This window comes from Kitasatospora sp. NPDC091276 (genome assembly GCF_040684355.1).
In the GTDB taxonomy this organism is placed as follows: domain Bacteria; phylum Actinomycetota; class Actinomycetes; order Streptomycetales; family Streptomycetaceae; genus Kitasatospora.
In genome coordinates this window covers 42,914-66,639 of the sequence record NZ_JBFBFU010000013.1, presented here as the reverse complement: position 1 = coordinate 66,639, position 23,726 = coordinate 42,914, and the positions used below count along the sequence as shown (strand labels likewise).

24 protein-coding genes and 5 pseudogenes are annotated in these 23,726 nt (G+C 71.8%); 7 read left to right on the top strand and 22 right to left on the bottom strand.

Annotation, left to right across the window (positions count from 1 at the left end; translation table 11 throughout):
- Nucleotides 1-952: pseudogene (locus AB0O19_RS18195) on the bottom strand (hypothetical protein); the annotation flags it as partial.
- Nucleotides 953-1,093: 141 nt separating this feature from the next.
- Nucleotides 1,094-1,720, bottom strand: coding sequence for a helix-turn-helix domain-containing protein (locus tag AB0O19_RS18190; protein WP_363620561.1), 627 nt, complete (start codon nucleotides 1,718-1,720; stop codon nucleotides 1,094-1,096).
- Between the two features lie 64 nt (nucleotides 1,721-1,784).
- Between AB0O19_RS18190 and AB0O19_RS18185 the strand changes: the two genes are divergently transcribed.
- Nucleotides 1,785-2,303, top strand: coding sequence for a GNAT family N-acetyltransferase (locus tag AB0O19_RS18185; RefSeq protein ID WP_363620559.1), 519 nt, complete (start codon nucleotides 1,785-1,787; stop codon nucleotides 2,301-2,303).
- Between the two features lie 31 nt (nucleotides 2,304-2,334).
- Here AB0O19_RS18185 and AB0O19_RS18180 read toward each other — a convergent pair.
- Nucleotides 2,335-2,523 (bottom strand): annotated as a pseudogene (locus AB0O19_RS18180) (hypothetical protein); the annotation flags it as partial.
- Nucleotides 2,524-3,629: 1,106 nt separating this feature from the next.
- On the opposite strand from AB0O19_RS18180, the gene AB0O19_RS18175 reads away from it, so the two are divergent.
- A complete protein-coding gene (locus tag AB0O19_RS18175) occupies nucleotides 3,630-4,496 on the top strand; it encodes an HNH endonuclease (RefSeq protein WP_363620557.1) in 867 nt (288 codons plus the stop codon).
- Between the two features lie 375 nt (nucleotides 4,497-4,871).
- On the opposite strand, the gene AB0O19_RS18170 is transcribed toward AB0O19_RS18175, so the two are convergent.
- From AB0O19_RS18170 to AB0O19_RS18160, 3 genes are all read right to left on the bottom strand, one after another.
- Nucleotides 4,872-5,279 carry a hypothetical protein gene (locus AB0O19_RS18170; RefSeq protein ID WP_363620555.1) on the bottom strand — a complete coding sequence of 136 codons (408 nt, stop codon included), beginning with the start codon at nucleotides 5,277-5,279 and terminating at the stop codon, nucleotides 4,872-4,874.
- Nucleotides 5,280-5,502: 223 nt separating this feature from the next.
- Complete coding sequence (locus AB0O19_RS18165; protein ID WP_363620554.1) at nucleotides 5,503-6,102, bottom strand: RHS repeat-associated core domain-containing protein; 600 nt, start codon at nucleotides 6,100-6,102, stop codon at nucleotides 5,503-5,505.
- Nucleotides 6,103-6,812: 710 nt separating this feature from the next.
- Nucleotides 6,813-7,316: a MarR family transcriptional regulator gene (locus AB0O19_RS18160; protein WP_363620552.1), complete on the bottom strand. Its 504-nt coding sequence runs from the start codon at nucleotides 7,314-7,316 to the stop codon at nucleotides 6,813-6,815.
- A gap of 85 nt (nucleotides 7,317-7,401) precedes the next feature.
- On the opposite strand from AB0O19_RS18160, the gene AB0O19_RS18155 reads away from it, so the two are divergent.
- The gene (locus AB0O19_RS18155; protein WP_363620550.1) at nucleotides 7,402-7,908 is read left to right on the top strand and encodes a cupin domain-containing protein; all 507 of its coding nucleotides are present in this window, start codon (nucleotides 7,402-7,404) and stop codon (nucleotides 7,906-7,908) included.
- A 44-nt stretch (nucleotides 7,909-7,952) separates the two neighbouring features.
- Nucleotides 7,953-8,372: a RidA family protein gene (locus AB0O19_RS18150; protein WP_363620548.1), complete on the top strand. Its 420-nt coding sequence runs from the start codon at nucleotides 7,953-7,955 to the stop codon at nucleotides 8,370-8,372.
- Nucleotides 8,373-8,449: 77 nt separating this feature from the next.
- Here AB0O19_RS18150 and AB0O19_RS18145 read toward each other — a convergent pair whose 3' ends face one another.
- On the bottom strand, nucleotides 8,450-8,623 hold the full coding sequence (locus AB0O19_RS18145; protein WP_363620546.1) for a hypothetical protein: 174 nt from the start codon (nucleotides 8,621-8,623) through the stop codon (nucleotides 8,450-8,452).
- Between the two features lie 261 nt (nucleotides 8,624-8,884).
- Here AB0O19_RS18145 and AB0O19_RS18140 point away from each other — a divergent pair, with 261 nt between their 5' ends.
- Nucleotides 8,885-9,550, top strand: coding sequence for an SMI1/KNR4 family protein (locus AB0O19_RS18140; RefSeq protein WP_363620544.1), 666 nt, complete (start codon nucleotides 8,885-8,887; stop codon nucleotides 9,548-9,550).
- Nucleotides 9,551-9,639: 89 nt separating this feature from the next.
- On the opposite strand, the pseudogene AB0O19_RS18135 reads toward AB0O19_RS18140, so the two are convergent.
- The 9 genes and pseudogenes from AB0O19_RS18135 to AB0O19_RS18095 all read right to left on the bottom strand — a co-directional run.
- Nucleotides 9,640-10,060, bottom strand: a pseudogene (locus AB0O19_RS18135) (transposase); the annotation flags it as partial.
- 78 nt (nucleotides 10,061-10,138) lie between these two features.
- Nucleotides 10,139-10,594 (bottom strand): annotated as a pseudogene (locus tag AB0O19_RS18130) (winged helix-turn-helix domain-containing protein); the annotation flags it as partial.
- Nucleotides 10,595-10,973: 379 nt separating this feature from the next.
- Nucleotides 10,974-11,747 (bottom strand): PIG-L family deacetylase, encoded by a 774-nt coding sequence (locus AB0O19_RS18125; protein WP_363620816.1) that lies wholly within the window; start codon nucleotides 11,745-11,747, stop codon nucleotides 10,974-10,976.
- A 542-nt stretch (nucleotides 11,748-12,289) separates the two neighbouring features.
- A complete protein-coding gene (locus AB0O19_RS18120; protein ID WP_363620542.1) occupies nucleotides 12,290-12,535 on the bottom strand; it encodes an NUDIX hydrolase in 246 nt (81 codons plus the stop codon).
- A gap of 2 nt (nucleotides 12,536-12,537) precedes the next feature.
- Nucleotides 12,538-13,050, bottom strand: a complete 513-nt coding sequence (locus tag AB0O19_RS18115; protein WP_363620541.1) for an HIT family protein — start codon at nucleotides 13,048-13,050, stop codon at nucleotides 12,538-12,540.
- On the bottom strand, nucleotides 13,047-13,523 hold the full coding sequence (locus AB0O19_RS18110; protein WP_363620539.1) for a GNAT family N-acetyltransferase: 477 nt from the start codon (nucleotides 13,521-13,523) through the stop codon (nucleotides 13,047-13,049). The genes AB0O19_RS18115 and AB0O19_RS18110 overlap by 4 nt, the downstream gene beginning before the upstream one ends.
- 150 nt (nucleotides 13,524-13,673) lie before the next feature.
- Nucleotides 13,674-14,156, bottom strand: a complete 483-nt coding sequence (locus AB0O19_RS18105) for an NUDIX domain-containing protein (protein WP_363620537.1) — start codon at nucleotides 14,154-14,156, stop codon at nucleotides 13,674-13,676.
- Nucleotides 14,157-14,197: 41 nt separating this feature from the next.
- On the bottom strand, nucleotides 14,198-14,866 hold the full coding sequence (locus AB0O19_RS18100; protein WP_363620535.1) for a winged helix-turn-helix domain-containing protein: 669 nt from the start codon (nucleotides 14,864-14,866) through the stop codon (nucleotides 14,198-14,200).
- A 278-nt stretch (nucleotides 14,867-15,144) separates the two neighbouring features.
- Entirely contained in the window at nucleotides 15,145-16,461 is a 1,317-nt protein-coding gene (locus tag AB0O19_RS18095) for a helix-turn-helix transcriptional regulator (RefSeq protein ID WP_363620533.1), read from the bottom strand.
- A gap of 319 nt (nucleotides 16,462-16,780) precedes the next feature.
- On the opposite strand from AB0O19_RS18095, the pseudogene AB0O19_RS18090 reads away from it, so the two are divergent.
- Nucleotides 16,781-17,077 (top strand): annotated as a pseudogene (locus AB0O19_RS18090) (Gfo/Idh/MocA family oxidoreductase); the annotation flags it as partial.
- A gap of 57 nt (nucleotides 17,078-17,134) precedes the next feature.
- Here AB0O19_RS18090 and AB0O19_RS18085 read toward each other — a convergent pair.
- The 6 genes from AB0O19_RS18085 to AB0O19_RS18060 all read right to left on the bottom strand — a co-directional run bounded on the left by AB0O19_RS18085 (nucleotide 17,135) and on the right by AB0O19_RS18060 (nucleotide 23,416).
- The gene (locus AB0O19_RS18085; RefSeq protein WP_363620531.1) at nucleotides 17,135-17,707 is read right to left on the bottom strand and encodes a 3'-5' exonuclease; all 573 of its coding nucleotides are present in this window, start codon (nucleotides 17,705-17,707) and stop codon (nucleotides 17,135-17,137) included.
- 731 nt (nucleotides 17,708-18,438) lie between these two features.
- Entirely contained in the window at nucleotides 18,439-19,317 is an 879-nt protein-coding gene (locus AB0O19_RS18080) for a LysR substrate-binding domain-containing protein (RefSeq protein ID WP_363620529.1), read from the bottom strand.
- 126 nt (nucleotides 19,318-19,443) lie between these two features.
- A complete protein-coding gene (locus AB0O19_RS18075; protein WP_363620527.1) occupies nucleotides 19,444-20,301 on the bottom strand; it encodes an NAD-dependent epimerase/dehydratase family protein in 858 nt (285 codons plus the stop codon).
- 482 nt (nucleotides 20,302-20,783) lie between these two features.
- A complete protein-coding gene (locus tag AB0O19_RS18070) occupies nucleotides 20,784-22,079 on the bottom strand; it encodes an FAD-dependent oxidoreductase (protein ID WP_363620525.1) in 1,296 nt (431 codons plus the stop codon).
- Nucleotides 22,076-22,309, bottom strand: coding sequence for a ferredoxin (locus AB0O19_RS18065; RefSeq protein WP_363620522.1), 234 nt, complete (start codon nucleotides 22,307-22,309; stop codon nucleotides 22,076-22,078). The genes AB0O19_RS18070 and AB0O19_RS18065 overlap by 4 nt, the downstream gene beginning before the upstream one ends.
- A 66-nt stretch (nucleotides 22,310-22,375) precedes the next feature.
- Complete coding sequence (locus AB0O19_RS18060; RefSeq protein ID WP_363620520.1) at nucleotides 22,376-23,416, bottom strand: cytochrome P450; 1,041 nt, start codon at nucleotides 23,414-23,416, stop codon at nucleotides 22,376-22,378.
- A 38-nt stretch (nucleotides 23,417-23,454) separates the two neighbouring features.
- Between AB0O19_RS18060 and AB0O19_RS18055 the strand changes: the two genes are divergently transcribed.
- Entirely contained in the window at nucleotides 23,455-23,634 is a 180-nt protein-coding gene (locus tag AB0O19_RS18055; RefSeq protein ID WP_363620518.1) for a hypothetical protein, read from the top strand.
- Nucleotides 23,635-23,726 lie beyond the last annotated feature (92 nt).

The window sequence follows — 23,726 nt, the reverse complement described above, 5'->3', positions numbered from 1 at the left end:
GGCCGTCGACCACCCCCGTCGCCACTGCGCACACAGCATGGGTGTGGCCGGTGAGCGGCTCGCCGATCTGCTCGCGCGTGGTCAGGTCCCATACCCGCACGGTCTCGTCGCCGCCGCCGGTGACCGCGACGGGGCGGCCGTCGAGCACCGCCGTCGCCACCGCCGACACCGCAGCTGTGTGGCCGGTGAGGGGTTGGCCGATCTGCTCGCACGTGGTCAGGTCCCACACCCGCACGGTCCGGTCACCACTGCCGATGAGCGCCACGGCGCGGCCGTCGACCACCGCCGTCGCCACCGAGCACACCTGGCCGGTGTGGCCGGCGAGAGGTTGGCCGATCTGCCGGCCGGTGGTCAGGTCCCATACCCGCACGCTCCGGTCAGTACCGCCGGTGACCGCGACGGGGCGTCCGTCGACCACCGCCGTCGCCACCGCCAGCAACGCGTCGGTGTGGGCGGTCGGAATACGACGCACGGACCGGTCGAGCTGGGAGCCGGTGGCCCACTCGACGCCCCACGGTGCGGCGGGTTCGTCCTCCACCGGTACCGCGGTGATCCGCGCCGACAGCTCCCGGTCCCCGTAACGGGCCGCGTCCAGCGCCAGCAGTTGTCGGCGCACCCCCGCGGTGACGTCACGATGCAGGTGTGTCGAGGCCCGGTACACCGACGCGGCCAATCGCGCCACCGGACCCGACGCCGCATCCAGCAACGCCAGTACCGATCCCGGGTCCGCGTTCACCAGGAACCCCGGATCGGCCAACCGCCCAACGGCCGCGGCGGATTCAGCACGCGGGTGGAAGTCCCGCAGATCGTCAGACATGAACGGCACAGTAGCCGTGCCCGGCAACCACGGCACCGCGGAAAGCGCGACCGCCAGACCCCCGCCTGCACATGGGCAGGGCACCGTCAGGACGCGGGCGCCGGCACACGAACACGAGGCGTCGCCCTTGTCCATGACGCAGGCCCCTGCCTGGACTCCGCCGGTGTCCTCTTCGGCCTGTCCGCGTGAGTGGCGACCAGGCGCCAGGTCCTCAGGCGCCGCTGGCAGGTGGCGAGCGCGCGGCCTCCGGGTGCGGCGCGGGCCGGCTGCCGGGCGTCAGCCGAGGGCGGCGTCGAGGAAGGCGTGCCAGGCGGCGTGGACGCGGGCGGCGTGGTTCCCGCCACCGTCGTTGCCGTCCTCGCTCCCGTCCTCGCCGCCGCCCCCGCTCCCGCCGTCGCCGTCGGCGAGGAGGTCCAGCAGCAGGCCGCGGAGGACGGCCAGCACCACGGTGGGATTCGCGCCGGTGCCGTCCAGGGCGCGTTCCAGGGGCGGCAGCCACTCGTCCAGCGAGACGGTGCCGAAGTCCAGCCAGGGCCCGGAGCCGCCGAAGGCGCGGACGTACCCCTCGAAGAACAGGCGTAGCGCGCCCCGGTGCTCGGGTTTCGTCAGCCACTCCCAGAGCAGTTCGAGGGTCTCGCGGGCGTCGCTGCCCTCGGTCTCGGAGCGCTCCAGCAGCGCGAGTTGCTCGGCCCGGCCGACCGCCAGGACCTCCCGGACCAACTGCTCCTTCGACCCGAACAGGTACAGGAGCACCCGCGGGCTGGATCCGATCTCGGCCGCCAGCGGGCGCAGGGAGAGGTCGGACACGTTGTGCTCGGCGACGTAGCGGACGGTCGCGGCGAGGATCTCCTCGCGGCGCCGCGACGGACGGGAGCGCGCATCTGCGGGGGTGGGGGTGGACACGTGGTCTATCGTTCCACTGAAACGACTGTTTCAGTGGAAGTGTCCTCCTGGAAGGGATGCCACCATGGCCGCCACCGCACCCGGATTCGCGACCGTCCGCGAGGCCGTCCGCCCCGGAGACCTCGGCACCGTCGCCGCCCTGCACGGTGTCCTCTACGCCCGCGAGTACGGCACGGACGAGACCATGGAGGCCTATGTCGCCGCCGGGATGGCCGAGTTGGTCCTCGCCCGGGCCCGCGAGGGCGGTGCGGCGCCCGGTCGTCTGTGGGTCGCCGAGCTCGACGGCCGCGTGGTCGGCGCCACCGGCCTCGTCCGGGCGGACGAACGCCCGGGCTGGGGCCGGCTGCGGTGGGTGCTCCTCGACCCGGTCGCCCGGGGCCGGGGCCTGGGCGGCCGGCTGCTGGAGACCGCCCTGGACGAGGCCCGCGCCCGTGCGTACGAGGGTGTGCTGCTCTGGACCATCGCGGGCCTCGACGCCGCCCACCACCTGTACGCGAAGGCCGGTTTCGAGCTCAACGTCTCCCGTTCCGCCCGCAAGTTCGGCCTGGACACGGTCGAGCAGCGGATGGACCTTCGGCTCTGAACGGGCCTCTGGCGTAGGCGACTTCCGTCCTTCAGGGCTTCGGGCCGAGGGAGCCGCTCGCCCGGCAGGGCTCCGCGTACCGTCCGGCGCGGGCGAGAAGGTCCGCGTGCGTGCCCGACTCGACGACCCGGCCGCCGTCCAGAACGATGATCCGGTCGGCATGCCGGACCGTGGACGACCGGTGGGCGATCGTGATCGTGGTACGGCCCGCGGAGAGCGCGCATGCGTCGTGTCGGCCCGGACTCGCGGTCATGGTGGTCGGTGAGGTGGAATGAGTCCGATCGGGCCACGGGTCTGACGAGTGGACCGGAGTGCTTGGGTGGGGACGATTCTCAAGGGCGTAAGCCGTGTGCGCTGGGACGAGTTGAAGCATGCCCGTGGATCTGCGGCAGATGTTCCCGGCCGAGCGAGTCCTGCTGCCGGGCCTGACACAAGAGCCTTCCCTTCCTTGGCACTCCGGCATCGGCCGTCGGCCTGGTGGTGCTCCTCGCTGCCGTCCGGGATCTCCGGGGGTCGCTCGACGCCGGCCTTGTCCCGGGCCCGCTGCGCCCCGGCTGCGGCCGCCGTCCGGGACCACGGAGGCCTCTGGACGAGAGGCAGCCACCGGACGGCTTCTGTCGGTGCCGGGTGATAGATGATCAGCAGGGCCGGGTGGCATGGCAGACAGGGGGAGGGCGCAGTGTCGGATGTGGTGATGTGGGGTCCGTTGGGAGATATCGCGCGGCAGGCAGGGCTGCAGGATGGCATCCACACCGAGGACGTCTATGCGGCGGCCCTGTGCTGGTGGGCCACCGCTGTGGCCCCCTCGGCGGTCCTTCCTGTCGGCCTCATGGAATGGCCTTGCCTGGTGTGGGGAGCCTTCCTGGCCGACGACGCCCGGCCTCCACTGGTTGCGGCCCTGACCACAGCCGGTATGGACCCCAGCCGCTTTCGCCGGCTCACCCGCCACCACGACATCACCACAACGGAGAGGCTGCGGGCCGCTTGGCGCCGGTCCGCCCGGAGTACCCGGCCCGGCACCGGCTTCTCTCTGCTGCTCACCGGCAGCCCCGTCAAGCGCCGCCCATCGAGGACGTTCTCCGATGACTCCCTCGCCTACGCGTTGCGTACGGCCTGGGACGGCAACGAGTACCGCAACCTCGAACATCAGCGTCGTTCGCGCGCGGGCGGTCCGGCGGGGGAGGCCCCCAAGATCGGGGTGCTGTGGGAGATGCCGGTGGGCGACTGGAGGTACAGAGCACAGACGGAAGCGGCCTCCTCCAGCAGGTTCCTGGTCTTCCGCCGGAAAGGGATGATCCCCGGGGCTCCACGCTCCCCGGCCGCCGGATGGTGCCGACGGCTTCCCGGGCCGTCGAGGGCCTCGCCCGGATCCACGAGAGCCTGTCGCGCCAGCAGGTGCAGTTCACGATGACGGGTGAGGCCGCCGCGAAGTTCTGGCCGGTCCGGCTCAGCGCTGCTCGCTTCGACGACCAGGAGTCCCTGCCGGAGGACCAGTTCGTCCGACTGGACGCCCACACCCACCGGATCGCGGCAGCGCTCGCCCTCGCCGAGGACACGGACGTGATCACCGGCGGCCACATCGAAGCGGCATGGTCCCTGGTTGCTCGTTCTGGCCGGGATCGGGCCAGGTTGCTCTGCCCTGGTGCCCTGGGCCTCGTCGGCGGCATTCTCGACGAGATCGGCGGGCAGGTCCGGACCGCGACCGGCTCGCCGCGGGCCCTGCCGCTGAGAGAGCTGTTCCCGCCGGGTGGTCTCCATGCCGACAGCGCGCCTGCCGCGGTGCCCGCCAGCGGGGTAAGGGACAGGAAGGGCCGGATCCGGCGTGACGGGGCGGTCGTTCAGGACGTCAAGGACTGGTACGGCAACCAGTGCCAGATGTGTTGCAGCGTCCTGGGAATCCCGGGACCACGCCAGGCGATCAGCGAAGGTGCTCATATCCGCCCGCTGAGCCAAGGCGGACCGGACTATACCGGCAACGTCCTGTGCCTGTGCCCGAACTGCCACACGCAGTTCGACCAGGGCGGCCTCTACCTGACCGACGACCTGCGCGTCGTGGAAACGGTGACGGGCACAGTGCGGCAGCGTCTGGAAACGGAGCCCGGCCATGACGTCGGCCTGGAGTACGTTCGCTGGCACCGTGCGCGATGGGCACGGTACATCCAGCCCGTCAGGCAGACGCGCGGAGGGCGCTGACGGACGCTGTGCCATTGCGGAGAGGCGGAGTTCGCGGGCTGTGCCCGCGCGGCTGTCCGTTGCCAGCGACCGGCTGGGTTCGTTTGATGCGGGGCCGGCTGCACGGCCAGCACCGGGCCGCCCGCCCACGCGGCTGCGGGGCTGCCGCGTGGTGACGGCCGTCGACCTCCAGTACCACCCGGATCGCGGTGTGCTGGTGCTGGCGCTGCTGATGGAGCTGGAGGACCCACTCGCCTGCCCGAACTCCTACGGCTGCTGCGGCTACTCGTCCTGCCACCGCCCGCCTCGACGGCCGGATCACGCGGCAGCCGGGGCGTCGGCGTTGGTCGGCCCGAGAGTTGGACCCGCCGGAGGAGCCACGGTGTATCCTCACTGTCAGCCCGGGAAACCCAACAGGTCGCGCAGAGCCTGGTCTTCTCGGACAGCGCCGGGTGGAGCCGTCCGTTCGAGGGCGGCCACGAGTCTCTGCCGGTCCCGCCGCCGCACGGACAGTAGCGGGATCCGGCAGCGTGCCCCCGTGCGGCTCTCGAGCAGGAGGGCGTGCGGCCCCCGGCCGGCGTCCGCCTCGGCCGCCACCGAGCGCAGCTCCGCCAGCGGGACGGAGGTGCGGCGCAGGCCTCGGCGGACGGTGACCCGGCCGCGGCCCACGGTGACCGAAAGGAGGAGCACCAGCGCGGGCGCGATGGCGCTCACGACCACCGCGGCGGCGTACACCGGGGCCATGGGACCGCCGTCGAGCGCCTTGGGCAGGGAGATCAGCAGGCCGCCCGCCGTGAGAGGCATTCCGAGGAGTGGGTTCGGCCGCACGGAGATCGGTGCGGACGGGGGTAACGCCTTGTCGGTCATCTGCCGTTCCTGTCGTAGAGAGGTACGGAACGCGAGCCACCGTGAGCGGCGGGCCGCCCCCGCGAGGAGAGACGGCCCGCGGTGGTGGACAGTATCGAGCCGGCCGTAGCCGGCGTGCACCGGCCGGGAACCGGGCTGGTCAGTTGCCGCAGATCTTGCGTCAGACGTCCAGGCCCTTGTCCGTCCGGGCCGGGAGGACGCCCCTCAGAGCGCCCATCGCCTTCGATCCGTCGAAAACGTAGCCTGTCAGGTAGAGGGCCTCCTTCCCGCAGTCCCAGGCGGTCGATCCGCCGCTGCACTTGTCAACCGCCAGGCCGGCCTCGGTGACGGTGCTGACCACCCAGGCTGCCTGGGAGATTCCCCCGGCGACGGCCGCGCAGGGCAGCGCGCCCACGACGCCGCAGCCCACCGCCGCCGTACCGGCGACGGCGCTGACGGCCTTGGCGACCGAGTTGATCTGCGAGATCACGTCGGAGTGGTCATGGGCGAACTTCTTGATGTTGCTCCAGCCCCAGAGCCCCGAGGGGTCGGTCTGGTTGAGCGGATCGGCGTTGGCGTAGCCGTATGCGCTGAGGGTCTGTTCGACCACCGGGTCGACGCCGAGGAACTGCGCCGTGGCCGGGTCGTAGGAGCGGGCCCGGAGGTAGACCAGACCGCTCTCGTCGTCGCTGTACTGGCCCGCGTACCGCAGCGCGGTCGACGCGGGGCCCGTGTGGGAACTGACGGCGCCGTAGGGTGTGTAGGCGTACGCTCCGGCCACGGAGCCCGAGGCGTCGGTCAGGGCCCGGGTGGAGCCCAGCTGGTCGTGGAAGAAGCAGAGGGTGCCGGTGACGGTGATCTGTTCGACCGGCAGGTCGTCCGGTCCGTAGATGTACGAGGACGAGCCGTCGGAGAGCAGGTCGGGGATCTGTTGCGCGTCCCAGGTGTGGGAGACGGTGGTCGTCCCGGTGGTCTTCCGCGTCCGCAGGCCGGTGCCGTTGTACGTGTAGGCGCTGGTGGTCCCGCCGCTGCGGTGTAGCCGTACTGGAAGTGGTCGTCGTCCTTGGGTGCGGGGCTGCGGGTGGTGCCGGCGCCGTAGACGTCGGTGAGGTTGCCGTGGGTGTCGTAGCCGTAACTCACCTGGCGGCCTGCGTTGTCGGCGAGGCCGGTGACGTGGTTGCCGGTCCAGGTGAGGGTGTAGCTCCGCCCGCCGGGGTCGGTGATGGCGCTCAGGTTGTAGGAGTGGGTCCAGCCCCAGCCGAACGGTCCGTCCGCGGCCAGGGCGCCGCCCGGGCCGACCGTGGCGGAACCGGCGGAGGCGCCGCGCCGGGCCGCGGCGGAAGCGGAGTACGTCAGGGTGTGGTAGTCGTCACGGACGGCACACAGCAGCGGGTGTCGGCCGCCGTACGCGTTCCCCGCGTACGGCGGCCGACGGTGTTCCGGAGCGGTCACGGGTGGCTGGGCCTCGGGCGGGGGCGTCGGGCGGGGCCGTCAGGGCGCCGGGCTCTGCGCGCCCTCGACGTCGGCGAGCAGTTTGCGCAGGAGCCCGTCCAGGGTGGCCCGTTCCTCGCCCGAGAGGGCGGAGAGCAGCGCGGTCTCGTTGGCCGCGTGGTCGGTGAAGGCGGCGTCCACGAGGGCGCGTCCGGCCGCGGTGAGGGCGATGCGGACGCTGCGCCGGTCCGCCGGGTCGGTGCGGCGTTCCACCAGGCCCGCCGATTCCAGCCGGTCGATCCGGCTGGTCATGCCGGCCCGCGACATCAGCAGCAGCGCGGCGAGTTCGGAGGGCATCAGTTCGTACGGTGCTCCGGAGCGGCGCAGGGTGGCGAGAACGTCGAACTCGCCGCGCTGGAGGCCGTGTTGCTTGAACACCTCTTCGATGACCCGGCCCGCGAGCAGCGCGAGGCGGCCGAGGCGGCCGACGGTGCCGACCGCCGCCAGGTCGAGGTCCGGGCGCTCCCGGCTCCACTGGTCGAGCATGACGTCCACGTGATCCATAGAGCCATATTATTCGATGGGAGATAGTTAGACGTAGTACTATCAGTCATGGAACTATCGGAGCACTCACTGTGGGGAGAGGCCAATGACGTTGATCGGACCGGAAGCTGTGGTGGTGCGGGGCGACGAAGCCGAGACCGTCGCAATGCTCGGCGGCAAGGGGCGGCTGCTGGCGGACTCCAGCGCCACCGGCGGCGCCCTGAGCACCCTGCGCGTCACGCTGGGGCGCGGCAGGGACGGCGCCACTCCGCACTACCACGGGGGCTCCTCGGAGCTGTTCTTCGTCGTCGACGGCTCGGCCCAGGTGCTGGTCGGGAACGAGGTGGTCACCGCCCGCAGCGGCGACCTCGTGGTAGTGCCGCCCCATCTGCCGCATGCCTTCGCGGCGGCGCCGGACTCCGGGGCGGACCTGCTGATCGTGATCACCCCCGGGGTGGAGCGCTTCGACTACTTCCGCCTGCTGGAGCGGATCCGCGCGGGCGAGGCGACGGTCGAGGAACTGCTCGCCAAGCAGGACCTCTTCGACAACCACTTCCTGGAGTCGCCGAGTTGGCGCGACGCCCGGGAGGAAGCCGCCCGGTCCGAGCCGTAGACCGCCCGGCACCGAGCCCGGCCCGACACCAGGGGAGGAACCCCGTGACCGACACCCGCACCATCACCAACCCGCCCGGCCTGCACGACCCGACGCCGTTCGGCTACAGCCACGCCGCCTCCGCGCCCGGCGAACCGGTGTTCATCGGCGGCCAGTACGCCTCCGACGCCAGCGGTCAGGTCGTGCCCGGCGACTTCGCCGCCCAGGCGGAGCTCGCCCTCGCCAACCTGCGCACCGCGCTCGCCGGAGTCGGCCTCGGCTTCGAGCACGTGGTCCGCCTCGGCTCGTACATCGTCGACCACGACCCGGAGAAGTTGGCCGTCCTCGGCAAGGCCCTGGCCGGGGCCTGGGGCGACCGGCTGCCCGCGCAGACGCTCAGCGGGGTCGCCTCGCTCGCCCTGCCGGGGATGCTCTTCGAGATCGATGCGGTCGCCATCCGGCCGACGGCGGGGGCAGCGGGCTGACCCACCTACGCGCAGGGGTCCCACCGATCGGTGGGACCCCTCGCCGTACCACCGCCGTTCGAGCCGGCGCGGACCGCTCACATGGCCCGGGTCGCCGCGCACAGCCGTCGTTCCACGGTGCCGGGGCCGTCGCCGAGGAGCCGCACCCGCAGGAACGGGCCCTCATCGGTGGCGGCCGTGCCGAGGATCTGGAGCAGGGCCGTCAGCTCGCGGACCGGCTCGTCGGCGAGGACGGCCTCGGCCCCGCTCACCAGGATCAGCCGCCCTGCCGGGTCCGGCCGCCGGAGCGGGTAGCGGGTGACGGAGCGGGTAGCGGGTCTCGGTGAGGCATTCCTCGAAGGCGTCCCAGTTATACCTTGTCCCACGTCTGCTTGTACCGACCCGGCGGTCGTTCTCGTGTAGATCGAGCGGGGCTCGCCAGCCGGCGGTCTTCCGGCCGGGTCAGTGGCTTGTCGGAGCCGTGGCCTAAAGTGCAGCCTCTGACAGACTGACGGCCGGAGAGGGGTCGGGCGATGACCGAGGCGTGGAACCGGCTCCGGGCGATTATGGGCGAGCCGGTGTACACCCCGGCGAGGGTGCCGTGGGAGCTCGCACCGGCCGAGCTCGGGGTCCAGCTGCCGTCGGACTACCGGGCGTTCGTCGACTTGTACGGTGCGGTGAACCTGAACGGCGAGTGGGGCGTGCGCTCACCGACGAAGCACTCCCACGTAGCCGGCTCTCCGGGAGGCCTGGCGGGGTGGCGCTTCGAGACCGACACCGAGTTCCGGGGGCAGGTCGAGGGTGAGGACGAGTTCTGGGACCAGGAGCACACCCCTGTGTTCCCGGACCCGGGCGGGCTGCTGCCCTGGGGCATGAACAGCAGCCACAACTACTGCTGCTGGCTGACCACTGACCCGGACCCGGAGCAGTGGCCGGTGGCCGTCTTCTGCGATTTCAACGACGGCGCGCTCGACCGTTTCGACGGCGGCTTCGCAGAGTTCGTGGCGACCGTACTTACCGGCGACTACGCCCATGAGGATGAGTTGCTGGTGCGCCCGGACCCGGAAGAGTGGGGACCTCAACCGGCCCGACCACTCTGGACACCCGCCTACGACTGGACCGGCAAGGACTGGGGCGCGGAGTGGGGCATCACCTGGTACCGACCCACCGGGTCGACGGAGATGCCCTGGACCAGGTAACGACGATCCGGGTACACCACCGTGACTGTGCCGAGGCTGCCTCAACTCGTGCGCGACAGGAGGAACGGCCCCATCCGTGAGCTGGAGTGTCAAGCGGCGAGTGCGTGGGCTGGGTGGGACCAGGCGGCCGCCTCGTCGTACGGTGTGCCGGTTTTGAGGCAGCCGTGCAGGATGCCGACGAGCCGGTTGGGCGAGTTGGCGCAGGGCGGCGTTGAATTCGATGCCGCGGGCGCGTTGCTTCTCGTAGTAGGCCCTGGCTCCGGTGGAGACCCGCAGTGCGGAGAAGGCTTGGGCGATCAGGGCGTCGATGAGCCGGTCGTTGCGGACGTGCCGGGCGGTCACGACCTTCTTCTTGCCGGAGGCTCGGGTGATCGGGCTGGTGCCGGCGTAGTTCTTGCGGGCCTTGGCGCTGGCGTAGCGGTGAGGGTCGTCGCCGAATTCTGCGAGTACCCGGGCGCTGAGCATTGCTCCCAGTCCGGGCTGGGACCGGATAATCTCAGCGTTGGGGTGCAGGCCACCCGGGGCAGCCTGCATCCGCGCGGGAGGCCGCCCGGGCGCTTTTATCTCCGCCCAGGTCGCCTCCCTCCACGCGGCCACGACCTGCTCGTCGCGTTCGGCGGCCCGGCGCGCGGGGACCTGTGGGGTGAAGCCGAGCCGACGCATCAGCCGGGTGGCCCCCGAGACGCTGTAGGACACGTGGAACCTGCGGCCGATCAGCGTCGCCACCCGCGCACCGGTCCACACCTGGTCCTGGTCCCAGCCGTGCACGGCCGGCCCCTGCTCGAGGTATTCGGCCAGCTTCTCCCGGCACCGCGCCGACAGCTTGCACCGCTGCCCACCCGGTCCCCGTGAAGCCGGCGCCCCGACCCCGTCCTCCCGCCAGGCCCGGTGCCACTGGTAGGCCGATTTCGCGGTCACCCGCAGCCTGCGGGCAACCTCCCTCGGCGGGACACCTTCGTCGAACAACGCGGCGGCCTCCAGCCGCACCGCCTCTCGGCACTGACGTGCCTTCGCCGTCAGCCCGCCCCCATCCGCATAGCGCATACCAACGGCATAGCACGCAAATGACTGCCAGTCAGCTACACAAAACAAGCCGATCACCTTGAAGCGCCGACATCAGTAAATTCGCCCTCCCGCTGCGCACTTCGCAGGATGGCGCGTGTTCGGATCGGGCTGGCCGGGCCGACGCCTGCCCGTACCGGGGCCCTCGGGTGCGCGCGCGGCCGCCGCGGCGGGAACCGCCCGGGTGCGGCTCGCGGCGACGAGTCGGCCTTCTGGCAGTTGGGTTCACGGCGGGCCTCGCCTGCTCAGAGCGCGGGCACCGCCCGTACCGGTGCCATTCTGCCGGCGCCGGCCCGGTGTCGTCCGTCCGGTGGGGAGGGCGGTTACTCGAATCAGCTGCGTCCAGGCGTCTGTCGGTCCGTCAGGCCGATGATCCAGCCGGGGAGTGCCGGGGTGGCGCGGTGAGTGACGTGTAGTGCTCGGTTCCGAGGATCCGGTACCTGACGTCCTCGGGCAGGCGGGTCAGGATTCCGGGGAGCGGGCGCTCTCCCTCGACCTGGCTGCGGTGGGCCGTGATCGCGGCCCACTTCTGGTCCAGCCACTGGCGTACATCGCATGTCACGTCGGCCAGGGTGTCGGGGACGCTCAGCACGGATTTGCCGACCCGGCTCAGGAGCGGCCCGAGGTCGGCGATCGCCGAGTGGGGGTGGGTGGCCATGTGGACGGCGGCGGGCTGCCAGGGCTCCCCGGCGTCCGGGTAGAGGTGTTCGAGTCCGGAGGCGGCGATGGCCAGCAGGGTCGCCCGGTGGGTCTGCCGGTGGTCCGGGTGGCCGGTCAGTTGCCCGTAGGCGTCGTGGGTCAGCACGATGTCGGGCCGAACCGCGCGGATGTGCCGCACGATGTCCTCGACCAGGCGATCGATGGGCGCGTCGCACAGCCGCGGCCGACCGGGAGCGGATTGCGGGACGCGGGCGTCGGCGTAGCCGAGCATCCTCGGTGCGCCGGCGCCCAGGATGTCCAGGGCGTCGGCGAGTTCGGCGGCGCGGTGGCTGTCCTCGGCCCAGGTGGCGGTGACGACGGCCGTCCGGACGCCGGACGCGGCGTGCTGGGCGAGGGTGCCGCCGACGAGGAGCGATTCGTCGTCCGGGTGTGCGAGCACGGCGAGCAGGGACGGCAGGGACGGCAGGGGTGGCATGGCAGGTCCTCCTTGTTCGGCGGGCGCAGGGTGAGTGGCTGGTGACGGCTGCCCGGGTCGGAGGCGGGCGGCGAGGGTGGCCATGTCGGTGGTGAAGCGGCCTGCGAGGTCGACGCCGGTCTCCTGGGCGATGACCATGAGCGAGAACAGGCAGTCGGACAGCTCGTGGCCGATGGCCCCGGTGCTCGCGGCCACGTCGGCGCGGTGGCCCTGGTGGGCCATGACCAGTTTCGCGAGGTCGCCGACGTCGCCGGTGAAACCGAGGACGAAGTCCGACAGGCCCCAGGTGCGACCCAGCTTCCGCCGGTTGATCTCGTCGTAGAGGTCGCGTACTTCGCCTGCGGCGGCGGACATCTCGTCCCAGGTGGTCATCGGCTGCTCCGTTTCGGGTGCGTGGTCGGGTGGCATCGGCGGCGGGTGCGGTCGTGTTCGGCGGGGTCGGGGGGAGATGCGTTCGAGTTCCTTGTCGGTGAGGCGGCCGCCGTCGAAGGTGACGCCGATCTTCCAGGGCCGCGGTGGTTCCGGCGGGGTGAAGGAGAGCATCAGGGAGCGGGGGCGTCGTCGAGGGCGGCGGGGACGAAGCCGATCTCCTCGGCGGTCTCGCGCAGTGCGCATGTCCACGGGTCCTCGTCGTTGTCGAGGAGGCCGCCGGGGTAGTGGTATTCGCCCGGGTGGTGGGCGGAGGTGAGCAGGAGCGGCCGGTTGTGACGGCCGGTCAGGAAGGCGCCGGCGTAGGAGATGCCGTGCGGCAGGGTGGGGACGAACCGCTCGGGCGGGACGAAGACCATGGTCAGGCTCCTTCCTGGCCGTGACGGCCGGGGTGGCCTAGCCGGGTGCGCAGGTCGGCGGCGAGGCGTTCGGCCTGGCCGGGGTCGTCGGGCAGGAGGCCCGCGCCCTCGGTCATCAGCGCGTGGAACTGCTGCTGCTCGTAGGGGGTGCCGGGCGGTAGGGCAGCGATGTGCCAGTGGACGTGGGCGTTGCCCTGCATGCTGCCCAGGCTCAGCAGGTAGAGGCGTTCGGTGGGGACGGTCGCGGCGAGCGCGGTCGCCACGCGGTGCACGACCAGTTGCAGGGCGAGGTACTGGTCCTCGGTGAAGCCGCTGACGGTGTCCTCGACGTGGGCGCGCGGGGCGACGAGGAGTTTGCCCGGCAGGGTGGGGTAGCGGTCGAGGAAGGCGACGTGGACGCCGTCGTCCAGGACGATACAGTGTTCGTACCCGGGCTCACCGGCGAGCATCGAGCAGATGAAGCAGGGGCCGTTGCGGGCCCGCTCGTTGTAGGCGTCGAGGTCGAAGGCGGTCACCGCGTCCAGCCTTCCGAGCCGGGGCGCAGTGCCATGTAGCCGTCGACGGGGTCGAATCCGAGGGTGCGGTAGAGCGGGGCTCCGGTTTCGGTGGCACGCAGCTCGATCGATCCGCAGCCGCTGTGCCGGAGTGCCTGGACCAGGGCGGTGGTGACGGCGCGGGCGTGCCCGCGGCGTCGGTGGGCCGGGTCGGTGGCCACGGTGTGGATCCGGGCCCACCGGCCGGTGGGGTGGGTGGGGCCCCGGTAGCCGCGGTAGACGATGCCGATGGCGCAGGAGGCCAGCGTGCCGTCGTCGGCGGGGACGACGTAGGCGAGCAGGTTCGGGTCGGTGCCGAGCCGTTCGCGCATGTCGTCGCGGAAGGTGGTGCGCCAGTCGTCGGTGAGCCGGGCGCCGTCGAGCACCGCGACGCGCAGGCGCAGCAGTTCGTCGGCGTCCTCGGGGCCGGCGGGGCGTACGGGGGATCCGGTCATGCGGGACTGCCTCCGGGGTTCGGTGGTCACTCGGGTGGTTGTCGGGGGAGGCCGGGGCGGACGAGGTGTCGGTCGGTGCCGCCGTCGGGCCGGTGCACGGCGCGGTAGGCGTACGGGATCCGGCTGGTGGGGAAGGCGGCGGTGCCTTCCTCAGTCCTGGACCAGGTCGCGGGGGTCGGCCCCCTCGGCCCAGCCGTGGGTGGAGAACCCGCGGCCACCGGACAGGTACGCGGACAGGGCGGCGTGGGAGGACGGGAACATCGGCAGCGGCAGCTCGCCCTCGGGCGACCACACCACGGCGAGGTGCTTGCCGGGCTCGGTGTTCGCCAACTCGCCCTGCCAGGCGGTGGCGAGGAAGACCGACAGCAGGAAGGGGCCCTTGCCGTCCCAGCCCTGGCGGACCTGGATCGTGTGGACCAGCCGCAGGTCGCACGGGTCGACTTCCAGCCCCGTCTCCTCCGCCAGTTCGCGGGCGGCGGCCTCGTCCAGGCGCTCGCCGACCTCGACCTTGCCGCCGGGGATCGTCCACACCGGCGTCGTGCTCCAGCTGTTCGTCGCGTAGTTGATCGTCGCGACCCGGCCGCCACCCCGGTCGTGGACGATGACGGCCACCGCCTGTCGCAGGCTCTCCACAGCACTACCTCCAAGGACGCTTGATCACTGACTTCGGCTCGTCAGGGTGATGTTGGGGTGTCGAGGGTCAGGCCGGTGCCGGCTATGAATCCGTCGGGTGTGTCGGGTCGGTACTGGAGTCGCTTGAGTCGGTTGCGGACGAGGGTTTCGAGTCGGTCGAGGGCGACCACGGCGAGGTTGGCGAGGCTGTGCTTGACGTGTGCCCAGACCCACTCCACGGGGTTGAGGTCGGGCGAGTGGGCGGGAAGGAGGAAGACCGTCAGCCGGTCGCGTTCGGCGATCAACTCGCCGATGGCGTGGGAGATGTTGGTGTACAGGCGGTCCCGGACCAGCGCGATCGGTGCTTTGGCGAGGTGGTGGACGCCGCCGACCAGAGCGGTGAAGTCGCGCTCGGCCACCCCGCGCTCGGCCACCCTGCGTGCGGGGACCTGCGGGCTGAGGCCGAGCCTGTGCATCGGCCTCGTGGCGCCCGAGACGCTGTACGAGACGTGGAGCTTACGCCCGATCGGCGTGGCCACCCGCGCAGCCGTCCACACCTGGTCCTCCACCCAGCCGTGCGCGGCCGGGCGCTGGTCCAGGTACGCGGCGAGTTTCTTCAGGCAGCGCGGCGGCAGACGGCACCGCGACCCGCTCGGACCGCGAGAAGCCAGAGCCTGCGCGCCGCCATCGCGCCACAACTGGTGCCACTGGTAAGCCGACTTCGGACTCACCCGCAGACGCCGTGCCACCTTCGGCGGTCGCCGGGCTCTGGCTCGCCGGACACCACCACGACGGCACCCCCAGGAGGGCACCCCCAAGGCGTGCGCTCCTGCGAGCACATCCAGCACTTCTCGCTGATATCGGTGCGAAGCCCGGCCCCGCGACCCGCATGGGGCCGGGCTTCGCAGACTGGCGCTTGGCAGCCTCCTGGCGACGGCGGCTCGGATCATCCTCCCCGGGATCATCCTCTCCGGGCCGCTGATCACCGCGACTCTGATCTGGGCATCCGTCACGCAGCCCGGACGCGCTCGATGAGATCGGCGACGCCGTCAACCTGGCGGTACGGCTTGAACGCCGGCGCGAGCTCGCGGACCAGGCTGACGCACCGCTCGGCGCCGATGCGGGTGGCCAGATCGAGGGATTCGGTGGTGACGGCGAGAGCCTGCTCGACGTCGTTGGATTGCAGGAAGCCCTTGGCCTGGTAGGTCAGGAAGATGCCACGCGTCTTGTCCCGGGCCTTGGGCAGGAGGGCCAGGCCCTCGGCCATCCTGACCTGCGCCTCGTCGGCCCGGCCGAGATCGAGCAGGCACTGGCCGGAGTCGACCGCGAGGTCCGCGGGGCGCATCCACGCGCACCAGCCCGGCGCGGGGTCGCCAGCCCGCGCCGACAGTGCGGTCTCGGCGTCGGACAGGTCGCGGTAGCACGCGGAGCGTTCGCCGAGCGCGGCGTGGGCCCTGGCCCGCCGGAGGAACAGCAGTGACCGGGCGGTGGGGTGCTTGGTACCGGACAGTGCGTGGCCGAGCTGGTCCACCGAGATGCTCGGTTGGCCGATCCAGTTCGACTGGTAGGCGAAGTCGGAGAGCACACCGGCGCTGAAGTCGCGGTCACCTGCGGCGTCGGCGGCTTGCAAGGCTCCTGCCCAGAGCTTTCCCGCGGCGAAGTGCTTGCCCTGGTCGAAGCGGTACCAGCCGCAGGTGGTGGCCAGTGACGCGGCCAGGAGGTGCAGCCGCTTGGCGACGGGCTCGGCGTGGCCGCCGCCCTCGATCAGGTCGGTGACGGTGGCGAGATGAGCGTCCATCAGCTTGATCGTGTGCTGGCGCTGTTCGGTGGGCAGGGTCGTCAGCTTCGCGCTGGTTTCCTCCAGCCAGTCCACGAGCCCGGGGTCCACGGCTGTCCTGCCGTCGAGGGCGGAAGTCAGGCGATCGGGCTCGATCGTGGCCCACTGGGCGGCGAGGCCGGCCAGCGAGACGGCGCTGAAGGTCATGAAGCTGCGGCGGTCCATGGCGGCTCTCTGCGCATCTCGAAGTGCTTGGACGGTGTACGCCGATCCCAGCGGCAGCGGAACCTCGCGGCCGGGCAGCCAATCGGGCCACCCGAACAGCTCCATGTCGGCGATCGGAACGTCGAAGGCTTCCGCGATCAGGATCTGGGAGTCCAGGTTCGGCTGCTTGCGCCAGTTCTCCCACCGGCTGACGGCCGTCTTGTCCGCGCCGGAGCGGAGCCCGTGCCTGCGGGCGGCCCGGTCGAGGAACACGACGAGGCCGCTCTGTGACCACCCGCGCAGTTCACGGGCGTAGGCGAGGGGGTGCCGGATCGGGTCGTCCACGGGGCCAATTCCATCATCGACAGTGACAGACAGCCTACTGCGCGCGAGCGCGGGACAACCCCGGGACTACAGACAATGCCTGTCCAGGGAAGCGGAGTTGGCGCTGCACTCGACACGCATCGACAAGTTCCCTCACGAAGCGGAAGGAGTCAGCCCATGAAACGACGCGCGGCGGTCATCGGCCTCGGACACCAGGCACTCGAAGACCACCTTCCCGGCCTGCTCGCCTCCAACCGGGCCGAGTTGGTCGCGGTCTGCGACAACGACCCGGACGTCCTGCGGGCCCAGCAGGACACGCACCACGTCCCCGGGCTTCACCCGGGCCGCCGACCTGCTGGACACCGTGGCGCTGGACTTCGTCATCGTCGCGGTCCCGCACCACGCCGGCCGGGCCGCGATCGAGGAGTGCGCCGTCCGAGGCGTGCACGTCCTCAAGGAGAAGCCGTTCGCCACCTCCCTGCCGGAGGCGCGCGAGCTCGCCTCGATCTGCCAGCAGGCCCAGGTGGAGCTGATGGTCACAAGCGCGGGTGAGAGCACTCGGCTCAGGATTCTCAGTGCATCTGGCTTCAGGGGAACATGCGGTGGGTTGGGGGCCAGTTCTGGAGGTCTGTCTTGATGCTTTCGGTCCCACTCCGCTGTCCAGCCTCCGCGCGCGGAGAGACGTCCGGCGTGGTCAGCATGGAACCGGCCAGACGCCTCGCTCGGACAGGTGGAGAACGAGGGCGGCGATGTTCCAGGCGTCGTCCTCGCCGCGGTGGTGACGGCCTTCGAGTCGCCGCCCGGCGATCTCCAGGGCCCGCGCCATGCCGGGGCGTTTGCGCAGGCCGTATGCCTCGGTGAAGGCCGCTTTGGCGTTGGTGTGGTGCCGGCCGAAGGGGTACGGCGTCCCGGTGGCCCGGCACTGCCGGGCGAACTGGTGGCGGTCGTAGTCGCCCCAACTGGCCCACGGGCGCGTCCCGGCGTGGTGTCCGGCCGCCAGGAGCCGGCACGCTTCGGCGAAGCCGACCCCTGCGTCGACCTCGTGCTGGGTGAGGCCGGTCAGCTCCGTGCAGAACTCGCTGACCGTGGATCGGGCGGGCCGCACCAGGATCCGGTGGCGGGCGAGGCGCTCGCCGGCGTCCAGATCGACGACGGTCAGTCCGATCTCGATGATCTCGCTGACCGTTCCCGGCGGTTGGCCGCCGGCCCAGCAGGTTGCTTCGACGTCCACGACGTTCAGGAGGTGCTCGGCCCCGGTGCTGTCCATGGCGGGAAGCGTAGGGAGGAGCGGCGGTCGCGGCACCTGGTTTTGCCTGCCGGGGTACGGATGCGCTGACGCCCCGCACCCCCTGGGGAGGCAGCTGGTTCGGGCCGGCGCCGCGGCCGGTCGGGCCCGGTCCCGAACGAGACCACGTGTCCCGTCTCGTTGATCAGGTCACGAAGACGTGCTGTGACCTGGGCGCTGACAGGTCTGACCGGGATTCGCCTCGGACGTGACGGGCTGGGACACGGACTGCTGCCTGAGCGGCGTCGACGGTCTCATCGATCACGGCGAAGCCGCCCGCACCGTACTTTGCCGCGCTGGACGACGAGGCCCTGCCCGAGCCGCTGGCCAACCCGCTCGCCCGATCCGGGCAGTGGGACGAGCTGCAGGGCTGGACAGCGCACCCGAGCCGTTGTCGGCCGAAGGCGTTGCGGAGAGGTGGCCGGCGATCTCGCCCGGCCGCGGATGGACGGGGCCTGGCGGCCGATGCGGCGGGCGCGGGCGCGGGCGCGGGCGCGGGCGAGGACCGAGGCGGTGAAGGCTGGCTCCTCCTTTCCGTGGTGTGAGCCTCCCGGCTCCGGAGCGCTGCTGAGGAGAGGATGCCGAGGCCCGCGAGTGCGCGCTGCCGACGGCACCGCGCGGCGACAGCGGTCGAGTGGCCCCGTGTGGTGCGTCCCTCACGTGGCCCGCTCCTCGGTGGGCGGCGATGGCGGCACGTTCGTGTGGGGTGGCGGTCATGGCGAGGTGGGCGGTGGTGCCAGGGCAGGTGCCACGTCGGTGAAGTCGTGGATGAGCCGGGAATGGCGGGTGGCGGGCCAGGCCAGGCAGACCTGCCCCGGGCCGAGGCCCTCGACTGGCCGGGCGACGACGTCGGGGCGTGTGTAGAAGGTCGCAGTGGACAGCGGGATCACGCAGATGCCCGCGCCGACGGCGACCAGTTCGAGCTTTTCCTCGACGCTGTGGATGGGTGGAACGTCGGAGCGTTCGCCGGTGCGCAGTTCCTGCGCGATGTCGCGCCACTCCGGTACGGCGTCCGGGTCCTGGAGGAGGTGCTCGCCCGCAAGGTCGGCGACGGTGAGGGCCGGCCTGCCGGCCAGCGGATGGTCGGTCGGCAGCACCACGACGCGCGGTTCGCTGAACAGCGGCAGTACGCGCAGCCCCTTCTGATCGATCGGCAGACGCACGATGCTGACGTCGGCCCGTCCGTCGCGCAGGACCTCGACCTGGTCCTCCCAGCCGGTGCGCAGTAGCCGGACGTCGAGTCCGGGATGGCGGGCGGCGAGCGCCCGCACGGCGGGGGTGACGGTGATACCGGGCATAAAGCCGACGGTGAAGACCCGTGTGGCGGTGGCTGCGGCGGTGACCCGGCGGACCACGGCCTCGGCCGCCGCGAGGAGCGGGCCCACCTCGTCGAGGAGCTGGGCTCCGGCGGGCGTGAGGACGGTGCCCCTGCGGTCGCGACGCAAGAGCGTGACGCCCAGGTCGTTCTCCAACGCGCGCACTTGGCGGGAGAGGGCCGGCTGCGCGATGTGCAGTCGCTCGGCGGCACGGCCGAAGTGCAGTTCCTCGGCGACCGCCGCGAAGTACCGTAGTTTCCGCAGGTCGATGTCCATACCGTTGCCGTGTCCCGTCCTGATCGGTGTCCGTACGCCTCGTGATACCCCATTGGATCCAGCGGGGTGCCGCTCCCAGCGGCAGCTCCCCCGGTCGGCGAGGGGACCGGCCACCGGGGGCGTGGATCAGCCCTGGGCGAGGACGGTCAGCGGGTCGGTGTGCTTCGGGGTCCAGCCGAGCTGGTCGCGGGCGCGCGCCGGGGTGAGTCGCTGGTCCAGGGCGAAGGCGTCGGCGAAGGCGCCCATGGCCGCGCGTGCCTCCTCCAGAGTGATGGAGACGGTCTTGCCGCCGAGACCTGCTCCTCGGCTGATGGCTTCGGCGCACTCCCGGGCCGTGGGATCGACTCCTCCGACGCCGGCGTAGACGGCGCCGGGCCGGGCGCGCAGCGTGGCCGCGTACAGTTCCGCGAGGTCGTCGACGTGGACCAGAGCCCAGTGTTGCGAGCCGTCTCCGATGTAGGCGATGGCGCCCGCCACCATGCCCGGACGGGTGAAGAAGGCATCGATGAGCCGGTTGTCGCCGCCGTACAGCAGGCCGGGCCGGACCACGACGGGACGACCTCCGCGCGCGGCGCGGGCGAGGACGGCATCCTCGACGGGGCGGCGCCAGGCGACGAGGGCCGGTGGATCCCACGGCGCGTCCTCGTCGACGACGCCGTTGGTGTCGCCGTAGACCCAGGTACCGCTGGTGTGCACGTAGGGGCCGGCGCCGATGCCGTCCTGCATCGCGGTGGCGGCGGCGAGGTCCTCCGCGCCGGTGGCCGCCTGGGCGAGGTGAACGACGGCTTCGGCCTGCGCCGCCGCCTCATTGAGCACGCCCAGGTCGGCCAGGCTGCCCGTGACCGGATCCGCCCCGTGCGTCCGTACGGTCCGGGCAGCGTGCTCGTTGCGGGCCAGGGCGCGCACGGTGTGGCCGTGCCGTGTCAGCGCGTCGATGGTCGCCTTGCCGATGTAGCCGGAACCGCCGGTGACGAAGACCCTCATGACGTTGTTCCTCTCGTTTCGGGATCGCTTTCAGCCTGCGGCGGCGCCGGCACCGGTGTCCAAGACCTGTTCCGGCGCCTGTGGTGCCGTCCGAGCATCACGGTCGAGGAGGCGGCCCACGCGGACGGTGTGAGTTCTCGGTTCTGTCCTGTGGGGCACCTGTGGTTCCTACCTGCAATCCCGGGGGCCATGTGGAGAGTTCGGGATCTTTGCGGCAGGTCGTCCGGGACGCGGTTCGCTCTGGTTCCGGCTGGGCGCGCAGTGTCGTGGGCCTGCGATCCGGTGGTTGACCCGGAACCGGAAGTATCGCGGGAATCGCTATGAAGGTCTCCATGGTTGCGAAGGTCGCGCAGCGTGGTAAAGGCCGGGAGGCCGTCACCCGCAGGTGACGGCCTCCCCGTGTTCTCTCAGGGCCCGGCAGCGTAACGCCGGGCAACGACACCAGTCCGCCTCCAGGTCCGGCCAGGCGGCCCGCTGCGCCTTCACCCAGCGCCCGAGCTGCCCGCCCTCGTACACCGTGTCCTCGGGCAGGGTGGTCCAGTTGACCAGGCCGTCGGAGTCCAGCCACCACAACGGTCGACCGTCAGTGGGGGACACAGCCCGGCGTCCGTGACGGCGGTCCAGAGCGAGCGCTCGACGACCAGCCGGCGCAGCATGCGCAGTTCGCGGGGGGCGTTCCAGCCGAGCACGCCGACCACCACTCCTCGGTGGCCGTAGGCGGCGGTGAAGCGGCCGTTGGACGGGTCGCCGGAGAGGACGCGCAGGTCCGCGTCGGGCGGGAAGATGCCGTACGCCTGGATCCTGGTGTCGTACTGGTCGGTCCAGAAGTAGGGCACGGGGGCGAACGGGGTGGCGTCGCCGAGCAGGTTGCCGGCCGCGGCGACGGCCTGTTCGGTGGCGTTCATCCGGTGCTCCAGCCGGATGCGGGTGCCGAAGTGGGGGTTGTGCCAGGAGGCGACGTCGCCGGCGGCGTAGATGCCGGGTGCGGCCCGGCACCACGCGTCGCACACCACCCCGTTCCCCAGGCGCAGGCCCGAGCCGGTCAGCCAGCCGGTCGCGGGGGTCGCGCCGACGGCCAGGACGACGAGGTCGGTCGGCAGCGTGGTGCCGTCGCCGAGCTCGACCCCGGTCACCCGGCCGCCTGCGCTGCGCAGCCGGCGCACCGGGACCCCGCAGCGCAGACGGGTCCCGTGGGCGCGGTGCAGGTCGGCGACGAGGGCGCCGATGCGCTCGCCGAACGGGCGGCGCACCGGGACGGGCTCCGGCTCGACCACGGTCACCTCCAGGCCCATGGCCCGGGCTGCCGCCGCGACTTCGGTGCCGAGGAAGCCGGCGCCCACCACGACCACCTGGCGCTCGGCGAGCAGCGCGGCTCGCAGGGCGAGCGCATCGTCGAGCGTGCGCAGGACGTGCACCCCGGCCAGATCGGCGCCGGGCAGGCGCCGGGGGGTCACCCCGGTGGCGATGACCAGACCGTCGAAGCGGATGTTCTCGCCGCCGCCCAGCCGTACCCGGTGCCCCGCGGCGTCGAGGGCGGTGGCGGGCTGTCCGAGGTGCAGGTCGGCCTCCAAGCGTGCGAGCTCGTGCGGGGAGCGCAGCACGGCTCGCTCGGCGGGCCAATCACCCGTCAGGATCCGCTTGGACAGCGGTGGCCGGTCGTAGGGCGGGCGGGGCTCGTCGCCGATCAGGGTGAGGTGGCCGTCCCAGCCCCGGCGGCGGAGGGTCTCGGCCGCGGTCAGGCCCGCAGCCGAGGCCCCGACGATGACGATCCGCTTCACTGTTCGCCCTCCTGTTCCTCCTGTTCCGCTTTCTCCTGTTCCGCCACCCAGATCGCCTGGGCCGGGCAGAGGACGGCGGCCTGCCGGATGTCGCCCATCAGGTGGTCGGGCGGGGTCTCGGTGAGCAGGACGACGACGCCGTCCTCCTCACGCTGGTCGAACACCTCGGGCGCGGTCAGTACGCACTGGCTGGAGGCGACGCACTTGTGCTGGTCGACGATGACTTTCATCGGAATCCTCCTTGTCCGCACGGCACTCGTCCGCACGGCACTCGTCCGGACGGTACTTGTCCGCGCTCACCAGGTGACGGGCAGCGCGTAGACGCCATAGACGTTCCCGTCGTGCTTGAACGGGATCCGGTCCGGATCGACCGCGAGCCGCAGGGCGGGGACGCGGCGGTAGAGGGTGCCGTAGACGACCTGAAGCTCGACCCGGGCCATCGGCTGGCCCAGGCACTGGTGGACGCCGAAGCCGAAGGCCACGTGGTGGCGGGGGTTGCGGGCGACGTCGAGCCGGTCGGGGTCGGGGAAGGCGGCGGGGTCGCGGTTGCCGATGTCGTTGGCGAGGACGACGCCTTCGCCGGCGTGGATGGTGACCCCGCCGATCTCGAGGTCGGCCAGGGCCACGCGGCGCCGTCCGCTGTGCACGATGGTCAGGTAGCGCAGGAGTTCCTCGACCGTCGAGGCGATCAGCTTCGGATCGTCGCTCTCGCGCGGCCGGGCCAGCTGGTCGGGGTGTTGCAGCAGGGCTAGGGTGCCCAGCGCGATCATGTTCGCGGTGGTCTCGTGCCCGGCGATCAGCAGCAGTATCCCCATGTTGGCCGCCTCGTGCCGGGAGAGTTCGCCGCCCCTGACCCGCTCGGCGAGGGCGGAGAGCAGGTCGTCGGTCGGGTGAGCGAGCTTGTCGCCGATCAGCCGGTCCAGGTAGTCGGTCAGCTGCCGGGTGGCAGCCCGTGCCTGCTCCGGGGTCGTGGTGCGCTTGACGAGGAGCCTGCTGTTGGCCTGGAAGAAGTCGTGGTCGGCGTACGGGACGCCGAGCAGCGCGCAGATCACCAGTGAGGGCACCGGCAGCGCGAACGCCTGGACCAGGTCCACCGGCTTGGGCCCGGCGAGCATGGCGTCGATCAGGTCGTCGACGATCTTCTGAACGGTCGGCCGCAGGGCCTCTACCTGCTTGATGGCGAAGGTCGCGGTGACCATCCGGCGCAGCCGGGCGTGTTCCGGATCGTCCATGGTGATGAAGGTCCGTGACTGCCTGCGGCGCTCCTTCGTGGCCGGGCTCTGGTGGGGGTAGTGCGGGTGGGTGCTCTCCGAGCTGATCCGCGGACGAACCTCCACTGCACCTCCGACTGAGCCGCGCCCAGGGCGCCCGGCGGGTGCACATCGAAGTCTGCGACGGAGGCCCTGCGGCCGCGCAGGGCGGTTGGGCGGCCAGCTGTACCCGCGGTGAGCACGGCCGAGGGCTGCAGATCATCGACCGGCTCACCGTCGCGCGCGGCGACCGCGCGGAGCTCGGACACGCCGTCCACTGGGCCGACGTCGCCATCGCGGCCTGACCGACCGGCGTTGGGAGCGGTCCAGGGAGCGGCGGTGGACCTCGGGCGGGAAGTCCGGTGGCGCGCACTCTGCGGTGGGCGCCCTGTGACAG

Excerpts from the sequence above, each read along its gene's own strand:
- AB0O19_RS18185 (WP_363620559.1), top strand. The coding sequence starts at position 1,785 with ATGGCCGCCACCGCACCCGGATTCGCGACCGTCCGCGAGGCCGTCCGC.
- AB0O19_RS18175 (WP_363620557.1), top strand. The coding sequence starts at position 3,630 with ATGGTGCCGACGGCTTCCCGGGCCGTCGAGGGCCTCGCCCGGATCCAC.
- AB0O19_RS18170 (WP_363620555.1), bottom strand. The coding sequence starts at position 5,279 with ATGCCTCTCACGGCGGGCGGCCTGCTGATCTCCCTGCCCAAGGCGCTC.
- AB0O19_RS18160 (WP_363620552.1), bottom strand. The coding sequence starts at position 7,316 with ATGGATCACGTGGACGTCATGCTCGACCAGTGGAGCCGGGAGCGCCCG.
- AB0O19_RS18155 (WP_363620550.1), top strand. The coding sequence starts at position 7,402 with ATGACGTTGATCGGACCGGAAGCTGTGGTGGTGCGGGGCGACGAAGCC.
- AB0O19_RS18140 (WP_363620544.1), top strand. The coding sequence starts at position 8,885 with ATGACCGAGGCGTGGAACCGGCTCCGGGCGATTATGGGCGAGCCGGTG.
- AB0O19_RS18125 (WP_363620816.1), bottom strand. The coding sequence starts at position 11,747 with ATGCCACCCCTGCCGTCCCTGCCGTCCCTGCTCGCCGTGCTCGCACAC.
- AB0O19_RS18120 (WP_363620542.1), bottom strand. The coding sequence starts at position 12,535 with ATGGTCTTCGTCCCGCCCGAGCGGTTCGTCCCCACCCTGCCGCACGGC.
- AB0O19_RS18110 (WP_363620539.1), bottom strand. The coding sequence starts at position 13,523 with ATGACCGGATCCCCCGTACGCCCCGCCGGCCCCGAGGACGCCGACGAA.
- AB0O19_RS18085 (WP_363620531.1), bottom strand. The coding sequence starts at position 17,707 with ATGGACAGCACCGGGGCCGAGCACCTCCTGAACGTCGTGGACGTCGAA.
- AB0O19_RS18080 (WP_363620529.1), bottom strand. The coding sequence starts at position 19,317 with ATGGACATCGACCTGCGGAAACTACGGTACTTCGCGGCGGTCGCCGAG.
- AB0O19_RS18075 (WP_363620527.1), bottom strand. The coding sequence starts at position 20,301 with ATGAGGGTCTTCGTCACCGGCGGTTCCGGCTACATCGGCAAGGCGACC.
- AB0O19_RS18065 (WP_363620522.1), bottom strand. The coding sequence starts at position 22,309 with ATGAAAGTCATCGTCGACCAGCACAAGTGCGTCGCCTCCAGCCAGTGC.